16 protein-coding genes and 1 pseudogene are annotated in these 16,203 nt (G+C 39.8%); 7 read left to right on the top strand and 10 right to left on the bottom strand.

Annotated features, from left to right (window positions below; translation table 11 throughout):
• Positions 1-29: 29 nt before the first annotated feature.
• The 4 genes from ACRWSG_RS12785 to ACRWSG_RS12770 form a co-directional block, all read right to left on the bottom strand.
• A complete protein-coding gene (locus ACRWSG_RS12785) occupies positions 30-191 on the bottom strand; it encodes a YqaE/Pmp3 family membrane protein (protein ID WP_082401591.1) in 162 nt (53 codons plus the stop codon).
• 160 nt (positions 192-351) lie between these two features.
• Positions 352-1,581 (bottom strand): ammonium transporter, encoded by a 1,230-nt coding sequence (locus tag ACRWSG_RS12780; protein ID WP_054554261.1) that lies wholly within the window; start codon positions 1,579-1,581, stop codon positions 352-354.
• Positions 1,582-1,590: 9 nt separating this feature from the next.
• Entirely contained in the window at positions 1,591-1,929 is a 339-nt protein-coding gene (locus tag ACRWSG_RS12775; RefSeq protein WP_054554260.1) for a P-II family nitrogen regulator, read from the bottom strand.
• 180 nt (positions 1,930-2,109) lie between these two features.
• Positions 2,110-3,339, bottom strand: a complete 1,230-nt coding sequence (locus tag ACRWSG_RS12770) for a diguanylate cyclase (RefSeq protein WP_166341859.1) — start codon at positions 3,337-3,339, stop codon at positions 2,110-2,112.
• A gap of 500 nt (positions 3,340-3,839) precedes the next feature.
• On the opposite strand from ACRWSG_RS12770, the gene ACRWSG_RS12765 reads away from it, so the two are divergent.
• From ACRWSG_RS12765 to serA, 5 genes are all read left to right on the top strand, one after another.
• Positions 3,840-5,357: a S10 family peptidase gene (locus ACRWSG_RS12765; protein ID WP_462166469.1), complete on the top strand. Its 1,518-nt coding sequence runs from the start codon at positions 3,840-3,842 to the stop codon at positions 5,355-5,357.
• 118 nt (positions 5,358-5,475) lie between these two features.
• Complete coding sequence (locus ACRWSG_RS12760) at positions 5,476-6,042, top strand: hypothetical protein (RefSeq protein WP_054554257.1); 567 nt, start codon at positions 5,476-5,478, stop codon at positions 6,040-6,042.
• A 13-nt stretch (positions 6,043-6,055) separates the two neighbouring features.
• On the top strand, positions 6,056-6,652 hold the full coding sequence (locus ACRWSG_RS12755; protein ID WP_462166468.1) for a 5-formyltetrahydrofolate cyclo-ligase: 597 nt from the start codon (positions 6,056-6,058) through the stop codon (positions 6,650-6,652).
• A 54-nt stretch (positions 6,653-6,706) separates the two neighbouring features.
• On the top strand, positions 6,707-7,360 hold the full coding sequence (rpiA, locus tag ACRWSG_RS12750; RefSeq protein WP_054554255.1) for a ribose-5-phosphate isomerase RpiA: 654 nt from the start codon (positions 6,707-6,709) through the stop codon (positions 7,358-7,360).
• Between the two features lie 14 nt (positions 7,361-7,374).
• Entirely contained in the window at positions 7,375-8,604 is a 1,230-nt protein-coding gene (gene serA / locus ACRWSG_RS12745) for a phosphoglycerate dehydrogenase (protein WP_462166467.1), read from the top strand.
• A gap of 330 nt (positions 8,605-8,934) precedes the next feature.
• Here serA and ACRWSG_RS12740 read toward each other — a convergent pair whose 3' ends face one another.
• From ACRWSG_RS12740 to yaaA, 3 genes and pseudogenes are all read right to left on the bottom strand, one after another.
• Positions 8,935-10,293: a DUF5336 domain-containing protein gene (locus tag ACRWSG_RS12740; protein ID WP_462166466.1), complete on the bottom strand. Its 1,359-nt coding sequence runs from the start codon at positions 10,291-10,293 to the stop codon at positions 8,935-8,937.
• 376 nt (positions 10,294-10,669) lie between these two features.
• A pseudogene (locus tag ACRWSG_RS12735) lies at positions 10,670-11,606 on the bottom strand (mechanosensitive ion channel family protein).
• Between the two features lie 117 nt (positions 11,607-11,723).
• Positions 11,724-12,503: a peroxide stress protein YaaA gene (gene yaaA, locus ACRWSG_RS12730; RefSeq protein ID WP_062566697.1), complete on the bottom strand. Its 780-nt coding sequence runs from the start codon at positions 12,501-12,503 to the stop codon at positions 11,724-11,726.
• 222 nt (positions 12,504-12,725) lie between these two features.
• Between yaaA and tal the strand changes: the two genes are divergently transcribed.
• Positions 12,726-13,676 (top strand): transaldolase, encoded by a 951-nt coding sequence (tal, locus tag ACRWSG_RS12725; protein ID WP_054554248.1) that lies wholly within the window; start codon positions 12,726-12,728, stop codon positions 13,674-13,676.
• A 186-nt stretch (positions 13,677-13,862) separates the two neighbouring features.
• Positions 13,863-14,051 (top strand): DUF3545 family protein, encoded by a 189-nt coding sequence (locus ACRWSG_RS12720; RefSeq protein ID WP_054554247.1) that lies wholly within the window; start codon positions 13,863-13,865, stop codon positions 14,049-14,051.
• Here the strand turns inward: ACRWSG_RS12720 and ung are convergent, their stop codons facing one another.
• From ung to cobO, 3 genes are read right to left on the bottom strand one after another with little or no spacing between them, the layout of a single operon-like run.
• Positions 14,052-14,744, bottom strand: a complete 693-nt coding sequence (gene ung, locus ACRWSG_RS12715) for a uracil-DNA glycosylase (RefSeq protein WP_054554246.1) — start codon at positions 14,742-14,744, stop codon at positions 14,052-14,054.
• A complete protein-coding gene (locus tag ACRWSG_RS12710; RefSeq protein ID WP_462166465.1) occupies positions 14,741-15,598 on the bottom strand; it encodes a cobalamin-binding protein in 858 nt (285 codons plus the stop codon). The genes ung and ACRWSG_RS12710 overlap by 4 nt, the downstream gene beginning before the upstream one ends.
• Position 15,599: 1 nt before the next feature.
• Positions 15,600-16,199, bottom strand: coding sequence for a cob(I)yrinic acid a,c-diamide adenosyltransferase (gene cobO, locus ACRWSG_RS12705; protein ID WP_054554244.1), 600 nt, complete (start codon positions 16,197-16,199; stop codon positions 15,600-15,602).
• Between the last annotated feature and the right edge of the window lie 4 nt (positions 16,200-16,203).

Genomic DNA, 16,203 nt, shown 5'->3' with positions numbered 1-16,203 from the left:
CTGTAAAATTAACAGTCACTTAAACTCGACTAGCGTGTACACAACCAGAGTGAGTGGATCACAGCAGGTATAAAAAAGATAAAGCATAAAATAATGTTAATTACTAAGTCTTTACCAGCACCCGCTTTCAAAAATACCGCTACAGGTGGTAAAAACAGCGAAATAATTATAAGCAAGAGTTTGTTATCCATCGTTTTTCCTTATTAATTCAGAATTAAAAGCATAGTCAAAAAACGACTATTTCGCCTATCAGAAAAGACTTATTTAAACGCAAAAAAGCCCTACCTAAGTAGAGCTTCGATTTGAACACACAATGATATTTTTATGTGCGTGCTATTGCACGCACTAAGATTAGTTACTGCGAACTGAAACAAACTCAGGGTAAGCATCAATACCACAGTCATGTTGATCCATACCGTTTAGTTCTTCTTCTTCGGTAACACGGATACCCATGGTATTTTTCAGGATTGCCCATACGATTGATGACGCGATGAATACAAATCCTAAGATACATACTAAGCCAATTAATTGATTAACAAAGGTTGCATCAGAGTTTGAAAGTGGCACTAGCATAATACCTAATGCACCACACACACCGTGTACAGAGATAGCACCTACAGGGTCATCGATTTTCGCTTTATCAAGTGCAACGATGCTAAATACAACCAGTGAGCCACCTAATAGACCAAGTAAACAAGCAAGTAATGGTGTTGGTGATGCTGGCTCAGCAGTAATCGTTACCAGACCTGCTAATGCACCATTTAGAACCATTGTTAAGTCAGCTTTACCCCATAACACTTTACATACAAATAGTGCTGCGATTGCGCCACACGCTGCTGCTGCGTTAGTGTTTAAAAAGATTTTGCCAACTGCTGTTGCGTTTTCAGCATCAGAAACAAGTAGTTGCGAACCACCGTTGAAGCCGAACCAACCCATCCAAAGAATTAATGTACCCAATGTTGCTAACGGTAAGTTAGAACCAGGAATTGGGTAGATTTCGCCATTTTTACCGTATTTACCTTTACGAGCACCTAAGAAAAGCACACCAGCTAGCGCTGCCGCAGCACCTGCACCGTGAACGATTGCAGAACCAGCGAAGTCAACAAAGCCCATTTCTGATAAAAAGCCCGCGCCCCAAGTCCAGTAACCTTCGATTGGGTAGATGAAACCGGTTAAAATAACAGTAAAAATTAAGAATGCCCATAACTTCATTCGCTCAGCAACCGCACCAGATACGATTGACATAGCTGTTGCTACAAACACAACTTGGAAGAAGAAATCAGACTCTAAAGAGTGATCAGCATCAGCAGCTTGCGTGCCGATTAATGCGCCAAATGAAGGGATGAAACCACCTTCTGCGTTATCAACATACATTATGTTGTAACCCACTAATAAAAACATAGTGCAAGCAATAGAAAATAGTGCAACATTTTTAGTTAGAATTTCTGTTGTATTTTTTGCACGAACTAAACCTGCTTCAAGCATAGCGAAACCAGCCGCCATCCACATTACTAAAACACCCGACATCAAAAAGTAAAAAGTGTCGAGTGAGAACTTCAACTCTACGATAGTGTTTTCCATAATTCCCCCTTAAATTGCTTCTTCATCAAGTTCGCCCGTACGGATACGAACGATTTGGTCTAAGTCGTAAACAAAAATTTTGCCGTCACCAATTTTGCCTGTTGAAGCAATTTTTGTGATGGTTTCAACAACGCGTTGACAATTTTCGCTACGAGTTGCAATTTCAAGTTTGATCTTTGGAATAAAATCGACTTGGTATTCAGCTCCACGATATAGCTCAGTATGACCACGTTGACGACCAAAGCCTTTAACGTCGACAACTGTCATCCCCTCAATGCCTAAATCAGCCAATGCTTCACGCACATCATCAAGTTTGAATGGCTTTATTATTGCACTAATCATTTTCATAGTGGCCCCCTTCGGACGCTTATTGTTATCCTGTTGACTTATACAATCCAACCTTTATGCCACTATTTTTTATTTAATCCTTTCAATAAGTTAAAAAAAAACTGCGTTTTTGAACAAAAAAAATGCACCCTAATGGTGCATTTTTTTAACAATTAACCTGCGCTGGTGCAATTAACACAACTATAGTTGAACTAAGCAATTTCGCGATTGCTGCTTGGCTTGATAAAGGGCTTTATCTGCGGTGCGCATTGCAGCTGTGAGGGATACTTTATGGAATTTTGTTATACCAATACTCATCGTTAGTGAGTAAGGTTCACCATTAATTGAAAAGGCGTGCTCAGCTAACTGTTCACGAAACGTATTTAGCTTAGGCTGAGCCTTTTCGAGATCCATATTGTTTAATACTACAGCGAACTCTTCACCACCAATACGAGCAACTGTAAAATCATCAAACTTTCTTTTCAAAAATGAAGCTACTTGCTTTAATGCCTGATCACCCGCCTCGTGACCAAACTGATCATTGATATTCTTAAAAAAGTCGATATCAAGCAGGGCAAGCACGTTATCTTGCTCTACATTTTTTAATACTCTTTCAGCATATTGATAAAAATAACGTCGATTATACAAACCAGTTAGATGATCGCGGTATGCACTTTCTTTTATATCGGCTATTAATGACAACTGCTCCATAGTTTGCATCACACGGCAATGAAACTCTTCGTTCATAAATGGCTTAGTTAAAAAGTCATTAGCTCCATATTTTATGAACCGCGCAGATAAACCATGCTTACCCGCACCTGATAGGCCAATTATTGCTAGGTCATCGCGGCCACGAAAGTTACGTACCGCTTTAACAAGCTCAAAGCCGTCCATTGTTGGCATCGCATAATCCGTTAGCAATAACTTAATTTCTGGGTCGTCTTTAAGCATTTGTAGTGCTTGCTCACCATCTTGCGCATCACTTACTTTGAAAAGCTGCTTTTCAAGCATTTGCTTCATCAAAGTACGACTTAACACCGAATCATCAGCCACTAGCGCTTTACAACCATGATTTCTAAGCAATTGCGCAACAAGTTTAATAGCGTAGTGATATGAATCACGGTTGTCTTTAACTACGTAATCAACCACACCTAGTTCTAACATTTGCTGACGAATGTATTCATCAATTTTAGATGTTAGCACCACGGTAGGAATATCTTTTGAGAGGGTATATCTGGCCACTTCGCCGTTCATCGCATCAGGTAATGTTAAATCAACCAAAGCTAATGTGTAGTCATGCTTAGCGATATAGTTTACGCCCTCTTTTAAGGACCACGCAAAGTCAACAGCTACATCAAGGTAGTGAGCTGCTAAATGCCGTAACACTTGCTGTACTACTTTACTGTCTTCTACAACTAACACTCTTTGCATTGCAACTTCTCTTTCTTAAGCTCGTGTATATACCCAAACCACCTCAAGGTGCGAGTTTCAGTTGGAATTAAAAGCGATTTAGGCAAGGCATTGATTGCAAGTAATAGTGGTTCTATTGTTAAAATCAATAACGCAGTATAAATCGCTTTTAAACCAACCCGTTGGGCGTTTCACAGGCACTTACTCTCATCGTTGTTACTTTTTAAAAGGGACTGCCATTGTTGCAAAGTAACGCCTTGATATTAAGCACCTGTGAAACGCTGAATTCTGCATCTTGAGGTGGTTTGGGTATACCATTTATAAACTTGCTCAATATACGCCATTTTTTAATCTAGCTAAATATTTAACCAAGCTATCTTTACTAAAAAGTGCACTTTTTTGTAACTCACCCTGCATTTCTTCTTTTATTTAACAGCTAATATTGGTGACTAGTCTCATTAGTTTGTCATCGACTTGGCTTTACTTTTTAATAGCTGCAATTCGAATAATAAGGAATCAACATGAAACTTGTTAGTTTTATTGGCTTGTCAGTGACAGCATTAACACTGGCCTTCAGTACTCCAAGCTTTGCTGATAATGGACGTCGTATTGACGTTGACAGTAAAGTGGTGACAGAACACAAAGCCCGCATTAATGGTGAGCGCTTTTCATATACCGCAACCACAGGGACACAACCAGTTTGGAATGAACAAGGCGATGCGGTTGCAACGCTACAATATACTTATTATACCCGCGACAAAGTAGACGATAGAACAAAACGCCCTTTAGTCTTTTCGTTCAATGGTGGCCCAGGTTCTGCGTCAGTATGGATGCACCTTGCCTATACTGGACCGCGTGTATTAAAAATTGATGACGAAGGCTACCCTGTTCAACCTTATGGCGTAAAAGATAATCCTTACTCAATTTTAGACGTGGCTGATATTGTTTATATCAACCCTGTTAACACCGGTTATTCACGTGTTCTTGAAAACGAAAAAGGTGAGCTACCAAGTAAATCAGATCAACAAAAAATGTTCTTTGGTGTTAACGCTGACATCAAATACTTAGCAGAGTGGCTAAATACCTTTGTTTCTCGCAACGAGCGCTGGCGCTCTCCTAAATTTTTAATTGGTGAGAGCTATGGTACGACTCGTGTATCTGGCCTTGCTCACGAATTACAAAATCGCCAATGGATGTACATCAACGGTGTTATTTTAGTATCACCAACTGAGATTGGTATTAAGCGCGAAGGCCCTGTAGAAGCTGCTAACCGCCTACCTTACTTTGCTGCAACCGCTTGGTACCACAAAGCACTTAGCGCAGACTTACAAGCAAAAGACTTAGACGAGTTACTCCCTGAAGTTGAACAGTTCACCGTGAATAAGTTCTTACCTGCAATTGCTAAAGGTGGTTTCTTACCTGCTGATGAAAAGCGTGCCATTATCAAGCAAGCGGCAAAATACGCAGGTTTATCTGAAAAGTTTGTTGAGCAAAATAACCTTGATATCCCAAATAACTTCTTCTGGAAAGAGCTATTGCGCGAGCGCGACCAAACTGTAGGCCGTTTAGATTCTCGGTATTTAGGTATCGACAAACGTGATGCAGGTGAGTCACCTGATTACTGGGCTGAGCTTACTTCATGGTTACACTCATTCACGCCAGCGATTAACTATTACCTACGTGAAGAGCTTAACTACAAAACCGATATCAAATATAACCTATTTGGTAATGTTCACCCTTGGGATCGCTCAGGCAACAACACAGGTGAAAACTTACGTTTAGCAATGGCACAAAACCCATACTTAAACGTGATGATTCAATCTGGCTACTACGACGGTGCAACAAACTACTTTGATGCTAAATACACAATGTGGCAGTTAGATCCTAGTGGCAAAATGAAAGAGCGCTTAAGCTTTAAAGGCTACCGCAGTGGTCACATGATGTATTTACGTCATGCTGATTTAGAGTCATCAAATAACGACTTACGTGATTTCATCCTGAAATCTCTACCAGCCGAAGGCAAAGCAGCAAAATACTAAACAGCGTATTTGCAAATCCATAATAGAAAAAGCCCGTTTTATACGGGCTTTTGTTTTTCCACTAATCTTTTTGGGTATATACTCAAGTCATTGATTTAAGGATTTGGATAATCAGCAAATGGCAGAAAAATTTCGCGTAATGTTTGCAGGGCTTGAAGCCGGTGTCGACCAAGCACAAGCAACAGAACAATTAGCTGCAAAACTAAAAACAACAACAGACAAAGTTGCAACCCTGTTTGAGCATAAGCCATTATTTGCACCAAGCGAGCAAGATAAAGCACTAAAACAAGCAAAATTACTCGCAAGTGTTGGCATTAAAGCCAAGCTCCAACCGATAAACCAAGCTGCCACCAGCAACCAATCAAGCAATACAGATGCACAGACCAAAGAGCGTGAAGAACGTATTTTTGATGCCCTCGATTACATCACCAGTAGCCTTATTCGTCTAGAAGAAAAACTTGATGACTTAGAGCAACGTTTACCTGAGCTTGAAAATAACAGCGTTGCTGATAGTGACGATAGCTGGCAAGAAGATGACTTGCTACTTGAAGACGAATTAACAGAGCCCGTTAAAAAACGCTCAAACACCCTACTCTATTCGCTTATTGCCATGGTCATTGTGCTATTGATCATTTTGGGTGTAGTGGAGCTTTTTCCTGAACTTTTCTCCTTTTTAGAAAGTTAACACTAATATTGACATGAGCAACACACGAGCAGAAATCAGACAATCTATTCGAAAAAAGCGCAATTCACTGACTGTTGAACAACAAAAAAATGCAGCTATTGCGCTAAAAGTGAATTTTACTCAACACTTAAAATCACTAAAAACACCTAAAAATGCCCATATCGGCATTTATTTTAGCAATGATGGAGAATTAGACACCTCATTGTTAATTAAAGAATTATGGAAGCAAGAGCAGCATTTATATCTGCCTATAATCCACCCTTTCAATGGCACAACATTATACTTTCAGATGTATGAAGAAAATTCACCCATGACTGCAAACCGCTATGGTATCTTGGAGCCCAAGTTAAATTGCAGTCAAATATGTCCTTTAGATAAGCTTGATATTTTACTTATGCCATTAGTGGCATTTGATGATCAAGGTAACCGTTTAGGAATGGGCGGTGGGTTTTATGACAAAACGTTGGCTCGGTATTACCAAGAAAACTGGCAAAAACCGATTTTGATAGGCCTTGCCCATCAATGTCAGCATGTTTCAGCATTGCCAATTGAATCGTGGGATGTACCGTTAAAACACATTATAACCCCAGAGAAAATCTACCAATGGTAAGCAAACTGTTTGTATACTATAGGCCCTCTCTGACAGCTAACTGAGCACATAATTATGACGCAAGATGAATTAAAAAAAGCCGCTGCCTGGGCAGCCCTAGAGTTTGTAAATGAAAATACCATTGTTGGCGTAGGTACAGGCTCTACAGTGAATCACTTTATTGATGCACTTGATACAGTAAAAGACACCATTACTGGTGCGGTTTCAAGCTCTGAGGCTTCAACTGAAAAGTTAAAAGCACTGGGTATTGAAGTATTCGAACTAAACGATGTATCAAGCCTTGATGTGTATGTTGATGGCGCAGACGAAATCAACCCACACAATGAGATGATCAAAGGCGGTGGTGCAGCCCTGACACGCGAGAAAATCGTTTCAGCGGTAGCAAAACAATTTGTTTGTATTGTTGATGAATCTAAAGAAGTTACAACATTAGGCGCATTTCCACTTCCTGTTGAAGTGATCCCAATGGCACGCAGCTATGTAGCGCGTGAACTAGTAAAACTAGGCGGTGACCCTGTTTACCGTGAAGGTGTTGTAACAGATAACGGTAACGTCATTTTAGATGTGCACAATTTAGATATCAGCAACGCCAAAGAATTAGAACTAACAATCAACCAGATTGTTGGTGTAGTAACAAACGGCTTGTTTGCCCATCGCGGTGCAGATAAAGTCATTATCGGCACCAAAAACGGGCCGCAAATAAAGTAAATAGGAATGAGGATATGAGTAAGGTATCGTTAGCAAAAGACAAAATTAAAATTCTCTTGCTGGAAGGCGTGCACCAAAGTGCTGTAGAAACGCTTAAGCGTAATGGCTACAGTAATATTGATTACGTAAAAACATCCTTACCTGAAGACGAGCTCATTGAGCGCATCAAAGATGTGCACTTTGTAGGCCTTCGTTCTCGCACTCATATTAATGAAGCGGTATTAGAAGCAGCTGAAAAGCTAGTCGCAATCGGCTGCTTCTGTATCGGTACTAACCAAGTAGACCTGCAAGGTGCTCGTGAGCGTGGTATTGCGGTATTTAACGCACCATTCTCAAACACCCGCTCTGTTGCAGAATTAGTGCTTGGTGAAATCTTATTATTACTTCGTGGTATTCCAGAACGTAATGCCCTAGCGCACCGCGGAGGTTGGTTAAAATCAGCCAACGGCTCATTTGAAGCTCGTGGTAAAACCTTAGGTATTATTGGTTACGACCACATTGGTACACAGCTAGGTATCATGGCTGAAAATATCGGCATGAACGTTGAGTTTTACGATATCGAAGACAAGCTAACACTGGGTAATGCAACGCAAGTTCATAACCTAACTCAGTTACTACAACGTGCTGACGTTATTAGCTTACACGTACCAGAAACACCACAAACGAAGAACCTAATTGGTATGGCTGAGCTTGAAGTAATGAAGCAAGGCGCCATCTTGATCAATGCTTCTCGCGGCACTGTTGTTGATATTGACGCTCTAGCAGAATCACTGCGTGATAAAAAGCTGAGCGGCGCTGCAATCGACGTGTTCCCTGTAGAACCAAAATCAAATGATGAAGAGTTCGTATCACCGCTACGCGAGTTCGATAACGTGATTTTGACTCCGCATATTGGTGGTTCAACACAAGAAGCACAAGAAAATATCGGTATTGAAGTAGCGGGCAAACTTGCTAAGTACTCAGATAATGGTTCAACCATTACGGCGGTTAACTTCCCTGAAGTATCACTGCCTGAACTTGCAAACCGCAGCCGCTTATTACACGTACACCACAACCGCCCAGGTGTTCTAACGCAAATTAACCAAGCGTTTGCACAGCACGGCATTAATATCGCAGCTCAATACTTACAAACTGATGAATCAATTGGTTACGTAGTAATTGATGTAGATACAGACCAATCTGAAGTCGCTCTTAAAGAGCTAAGTGCAGTTGAAGGGACTATCAGAGCACGTATTCTTCACTAATCGTTGGTATACCGAATAAATAAAAAAGCGCAACCAGTTAAACTGCTTGCGCTTTTTTTGTAGGACAAAACTTTAACAAAGCTGTAAGCCTTAAGCTGTCAGCGATAAGCCGATTGTGCATACCTGTTGTTAGGGTGCAATACTTTAATGTAGGCGTAAAATTTATTTCGCGCGATGGCTTATTTCTAACAAATAAAACACTTGTTACGTCTTGTAACACCTATCATTGACAGCCGTTTTTTTAAATAAACGTATTAATACTTTTGAACATTAACAATCTATTTTAAACCTTATTTAAAATTTTGTGATAAATCAGTATGCCAACATTTTTTATGTAGATTTCGATGGTAAAACCGACTTTACTGCGTCAACTAGTTCTTTTGTTGCTGAGGATACCGAGCTTGCATTTTTTGAGTCATTCTTATTGTAGATTGGACTAGCATATATTTGTCCGACTGACTCCATTATCATTTTATCTTTATTAGATGCGTCTTCTAGTTGCTCGGCGTAGGAATTAACTGTTAGTGCTACAGCAGACTTAAAAGCATATTCTTCTTGGAAATTACGCTCTTTTACATATTGCGAAATAGAGAATAATAGAAGACCAACCGCAGGCAGAGCCTTTAGAGAGTTAATTATTATAACCTGCCAAGATAACCCATTTAAATCCCCATTGCCAAAGAGAAAAAATATCCACGCTATAGTAGCGATTGCGGAAGTGGGCACTGCCCATTTCCAAAACCCTATTGATGTTATCAATTCTGATTTTCTTTGCTTAAACGTTTCAAATAGAGACGCACCAACTTCTCTTTCAATAAGATTATCAAGATATTGATTCCTTTCTTCAAAGTACTCTCTCTTCTCTTCAACAAAAGACAGTTTCTCAGTGAATGCTTTTTCTAATTTATTATAAGATTTTTGACGAGATTCACTTTCAACTTGGCTATCTGTTAATAAGTTCGACATTTCCGACAACAACTTTTTGAATTGATCGGTCAGTTCATCTATCGATATTTTTTTGTCTTCAGCTTGCTCTAGCAAAGAATTAATTCTTTCCTCAAGTGTAGCGGATTTCGTATGTGTTTCGGTAATTTCGTTTGAATGAAGCCTAGCTGAAGATAATAAAGATTCTATTTCACTTAATTCGCTAGACTTAGTCTTTATAAACCTATTTAAAACATCTTTTTGCTCATCTATTTCCAATAATAAGTCGGAGAGTTTTTTAGAGGATGCTTCAACATGCTTAGAAACTAGGTCAATACGTTCCTTATCTTCTTGAACACTAACTTCTGAGGAACGAAAGTATTTTCGTTTTGATTTTTCCCAAAAACCATTTATTGCCTGGTAATGAATTAGCTTATTAAGTGCAGTAATACTGGCACGGAAGTTTTGAGCATTTATATTTGATAAAAGACTTGTAAGGTCGTTGTTTAGATTTCCAATACCATATTCATTTTGAAAATTATACTGGAATGGCATTGCCTTTGCGTAAGAGCTATCAATTTCCTCTCTAAATTGGGCTAGAACTTTTCTTACAGCCGATATATATTCTTTTGCAGAATATTCACCAATCTTAACATCTGATAAATTAGCCTCGTCACCATATTTAGAAGCAACTAACTTTCCTAAATCTATAGTGGTGAACGTCTCAAGATGCCCTTTGACTTGGTTTAATTGACCTTGGTTCATTTGTTCCCTCTTTGACCATACTAGCTTTTAGAATACAATTCACGGTTACCAGATTAATTCCGAACCGTGAATTTATCAATAGTAATTAAATTCATAAACTTAGTTTACTATAAGTCAAACTAAGTTTATGAATAAATAGAACAAGACCTGTTTTTATAGAAAGTTTCAAGACACAAAAAAGTAAGAACTTAAGTAAAACCATAAGCACTGAGAATTATTGTAGTTTAAAGAAGTAATAAATAAATTGAACGTGACAAACTCTAATCAGTTTATAGCCTAACTTCAGACCATATACTTTAAGTAACTTTGAGACAAATAAGCAATTCCCCCTCAAACACACTTTCCTGTGTAAATCTCGCCGATGAGTCAGTAAATTTTACTCATCATTTTGCGGTACCTCAGCGTCTTTATCTTGCTGTTTTTCGCTTATCATGGCATTTAATTTCTCGCCGCCTTTGATGCCAAAATCTAACGTGCGGATTGGGAATGGGATGGTCATATCAGCTTCGCTTAGGGCGTTTCTAACTGCCACAACAGCCTTGTGACGAACGGTCATGAAATCTGCTTCGCCGGGGTATTTAATCCAAAACCAAACTAATAAGTTAACGCTGCTATCACCAAAGCTTTCGGCGTAAACGGCGGTTTCTTCTTGTTTAATCACAAAATCAAACTCATTGATTTTTTTAACAATCACCTCAGCGGCTTGCTCGGGGTCATCGGCATACGAAATACCTACTGGTACCTCGATACGACGCACACCTAAGGTGCTGTAGTTACTGAGTATATTTCTAAATAGAATCTTGTTAGGCACTAAGATAAGTTGCCCATAAAAGTTCTCAATGAGAGTGTTTCTAAGGTTAATCGCCTTAACGGTACCAAACACGCTTTCGGTGCGAATCACATCACCCGTTTTGAATGGTTTGCGAATACCCATGGCAATACCCGCTATAAGGTTCTCTGTCATGTCCTGAAAGGCAAAACCAATAGCGATAATTTACGATACCCGCACCAGCTAGTAATGAGGTGACCGTGCCTCTGAGGCCCAAGAAATCAAGGGCTACAAATAAGCCTACACATAATACGATGACTTTTACTATCGATGACATTAAGTCTGCTATTTGTGAAGACTCTAACGAACGGCGTAATAGCTTTCTAAGCATTGAACCAACGATACGTGCCAGCAGTGAAAACACGATAGTAATGATTACTGCAACAATAAAGTTAGGGATATGGCTTATGATGATATCAACCCAGCCACCGAGCTTTTCTTCTATAAGTTTTTCGGCTTCACCGACGGTTGGTATTTTTAACATGCGACTACCTGATACATTGAGAAACATAACTGCTGTTTTGCAAAATAAGCGCCAGTTTCATACAAGCACAAAAAAGCCGTGCTTAGCACGGCTGTTTTAATTCATTTTACTAAAAGTTTAGTTCTGCTCTTCCCGTAAGAAAACAGGCTCTAATTCTTTTGCCGTAGCATCGCTGCTAAAGTAATAACCTGCAACGGTGAAATCTTTTAAATCACTTAATTGGGTGATTTTATTTTCAATGATGTAACGTGCCATCATGCCGCGGGCTTTTTTCGCATAAAAGCTGATCACTTTATATTGGCCGTTTTTACAGTCTTTAAAATGTGGAGTGATGATTTGTGCATTTAATGCTTTTTTATCAACCGCTTTAAAATACTCATTAGAAGCAAGGTTTACCAAGTATTTGCTATCTTGCTCAGCAAGCACTGTATTTAGCTTTTCGGCGATAACACTGCCCCAAAACTCATATAAGTTTTTACCGCGTGGGTTTTCTAACTTAGTACCCATTTCAAGGCGGTAAGCTTGCATTAAATCTAATGGTTTAAGCACACCATAAAGACCAGACAAAATACGTAAGTGCGACTGTGCGTAATCAAGATCAGCATCGCTTAGAGTTTGCGCATCTAAGCCACCGTATACATCACCATTAAAGGCTAGCACGGCTTGTTTTGCATTGTCTTGCGTAAATGGCTGTGACCACTCGGCGAAACGTGCCGCATTCAAACCAGCTAGTTTATCGCTGATTTTCATTAGGCTACCAATTTGCGCTGGTGTTAAATCACGGCAAACTGACATTAACTCTTCGCTGTGCTCGAGTAATTCAGGTTGAGTGAATTTATCGGTCGTGGCTGGTGTTTCGTAATCTAAATTTTTTGCAGGTGAAATAACAGTGATCATACTTAGCTATTGACTTGTAATTTGTTTGATGTCAATTTCAACATTAATTGAATCAAAATGCACGTTTTGTTTCGTCCTGCCTTTATCCGCTGTTCTTTTCATACATAATGTTCTAGTTTTCTGTATTAAGGACATTTGACCTATTAAACACTGTCATAGTGTTGCAGCATAAAGGCCGCTATAATGGATTTTCTTTTAACTTGCTTGGAATGAGGAAAGCAAATGACTTCAGCACTACAAAGGCTTAAACAGCATTCATCTATTGTTGCAGATACAGGTGATATTGAAGCTATCAAAAAGCACCAACCAGAAGATGCAACAACAAACCCATCTCTACTTTTAAAAGCCAGTGAAATTGAAGCGTATAAGCCTTATTTAGATAAAGCGTGGCAATATGCCAAAGAAACCGAGCAAGATGCAGCTAAACAACTTGAGTTAGCATGTGATTACTTTGCTGTATTAATTGGTAAAGAAATTAGCGAAATCGTACCTGGTTATATCTCTACAGAAGTAGACGCACGTTTATCATTTGATACCCAAGCGACTATCGACAAAGCACATACGTTACTGAGCCTTTACGAAAAAGAAGGCGTTAGCAAAGATAAAATCCTAATCAAAGTTGCATCAACTTGGGAAGGCATCAAAGCTGCAGAACAGCTTGAAAAAGAAGGTACTAAGTGTAACTTAACGCTGTTATTCTCTGAAGCACAAGCACGCGCATGTGCCGATGCAAATGTATTCTTAATTTCACCATTCGTTGGCCGTATCTTAGACTGGCACGTTGCTAACGGCATGGAAAAACCAACAGATCCGCTAAACGATCCAGGTGTGCAATCTGTACGTAGCATTTACGAATTTTACAAACGCCACGATTACAAAACGGTTGTTATGGGCGCAAGCTTCCGTAACACAGGCGAGATCATCGCACTTACTGGCTGTGATAAGTTAACGATTAGCCCTGCTCTTTTAGAAGAGTTAGGCCAATTAACGGATGCACAAGAGTACCTACTAGAGAGCGACTTTACTGTTGAAGAAAAACCAGCACCACTAACTGAAGGCCAGTTCCGCTGGTTACATAACCAAGATGCTATGGCAACAGAAAAACTTGCTGAGGGTATTCGTTCTTTTGCTCAAGCACAGCTTGAATTAGAAGCACGCTTTAAAGCAATGTAATTTAGATTACAGTATTTTTTAAAACGCCACCGCTAGGTGGCGTTTTTGTTTCTAAAAAACCACCTTCTTTGATCTATTCATCTATCAATCACAGTTCTGTAACAGTATTGTCACTTTTTTATTCTATTTTTGAGCAGCCTGTGGTATAGGTATTTCCGAGGTTCAAAAAATCAATAGGAGAAGTTCATGGATAGCCTAGACGATATTTTAGAAATATTAGAAGGTCCTAGTACAACAAAAAAGACCTCTACAAAAAATAAAAAGAGAAAATGGCGCGAAATCGAAGCGTTGAAAGACAAGCATAGACTTCGCAAAGAACTACAGGAGTTAGACTATTTCACAGACAGCGTTGAGCTTGATGAATTAGACTTTTAATTAAAGGCCCGCAAGGGCCTTTTGCATTTGCGGCAAAGACCAATTTACTGGTGCTTTATTTTGATCAGTAAGCAGCTGGTTTGTCTTTGAAAAATGCTGACAACCAAAAAAGCCACGATGTGCAGAAAGCGGTGATGGATGCGGGCCTTGGATCACATGATGACGCGAGGTATCAATGTGTTTACCTTTTTTCTGAGCATGTGCGCCCCATAACACAAACACCACACCGTCACAGTGCTGATTGATAAGCGCAATTACTGCATCAGTAAACTTTTCCCAGCCAAGATGCTTATGAGAATGAGCTTGCCCTTGCTCAACCGTTAATACTGTGTTGAGTAAGAACACGCCTTGTTCGGCCCAGCTTTGCAAATAGCCATGATGAGGTATCTCAAAACCTTCTATATCAGTAGCCAACTCTTTGTACATATTTTTCAAAGACGGGGGCAGCTTTTTAACTTCTGGTAATACCGAAAAGCACAAGCCATGGGCTTGCCCTTCTCCGTGGTAAGGATCTTGCCCTAAAATAACCACCTTAACTTCATTCAAAGGGGTAGCATCAAAAGCTGAGAATACCTGTTCGTCTTTGGGATAAACGGTAACGCCTGCTGCGCGTCTATCGGCCACATATTGTAAGGTTTCTTGCATGTAGGGCTTAGCAAGCTCAGTATCTAGAAATGTTTGCCAATCGTTCATTTTGAAGCCTGTATTTGCTGACGAGAAACGTCTATTTTACCACACATGTCGGTCAAACCATCAAGCATACGGATTGTAAAACGGTGCAATAAGTCTGCGTTTACACTAATAAACTGGTTATGTTGCACTGCTGGCAATTCAAACCATTGTCGCCAATCAATTTTAGGCTGAGGCTTTTTTGATTTTTCATCTGGAATAATCACGACCTCTGGATTGGCAACCAATACATTTTCAATACTAATGCGCGGGTAGTCTGTATCACTATTAGCAAACACATTATCCGCATGACAAATAGTTAATAGCTGATTGATCCAAGTATTTCCGCCAACTGTCATCATTGGCTCAGGCCATAATTGATAAAACACCGACACTTTCGGTTTGCCTTCTTGCGCTCTGCGAATAGCATTGAGTTTAGTTTCAAACTGTTTGGCTACTTTATTTGCCTTGGTTTGCAAATGCGTAAGCGTGCCTAGTTTACGTAGTTCATCTGCCACATTATCAACCTGATTTGGATTGCTGTACGCTACCGGAATACCTAACTTTTCAATGTAAGCGAGATCTTCGGCTTTGTTACCCGTTTTCCAAGCCAGAACTAGGTCTGGTTTTAACGACAACAGTTTTTCCATGTTAATCCCGTAATAGCCACCTACCCGTTCGATATCATTCGCTTGCTGAGGAAAGTCTGCATAGTCAACAGTACCCACAATGCGCTCTCCAGCACCAATCGCAAACAGGTTTTCAACGATATGTGGGGCTAAGGCAACAATACGTTGAGGCTCTTTTATTTCATTAGCCTGAGCCAATGTTGGTAAATAAAATAAAACACTTACGAGTGCAAACTTGATGGTTCTCATGTTAATAATCGAACCCTTTTTGTGCTTTTATTCCTGCATCAAAAGCGTGTTTTACGTTTCTGACTTCACTGACTGTATCAGCTAAGTCGGTTAGTTTTCGGTGCGCACCACGACCTGTAATAATCACCGATTGCATAGCAGGGCGAGAGCTAACTGCCTCCAGCACGTCGTCTAAATCAATATAGCCGTAGGTGATCATATAGGTTATTTCATCTAGCATAACGAGGTTAATTGACTCATCCTTCAGCATTCTTTTTGCTTCTTGCCATGTCACTTGCGCAGCAACGGTATCTGACTCTTTGTTTTGTGTTTCCCAAGTAAAACCGGTGTTCATAATAACAAATTCAACCCCCGCTTTTTCGAGTAGGTTACGCTCACCACACTCCCATGTGCCTTTAATAAACTGACATACAGCTGCTTTCATTCCGTGACCTACCGCACGTGCAACAGTACCAAACCCAGAAGTCGATTTCCCTTTACCGTTGCCAGTTATAACCTGAAAAATACCCTGCTCTTTTTGTGCAGCAGCAATCCGTTCGTCGACTTTTTGTTTTACTTTTTGCTGGCGTTGTTGGTGCTTATCTTGATTCTGTTCGCTCATTGTT

Source organism: Pseudoalteromonas sp. GB43, assembly GCF_054923805.1.
This window is presented reverse-complemented; position numbering and strand designations above follow the sequence as displayed.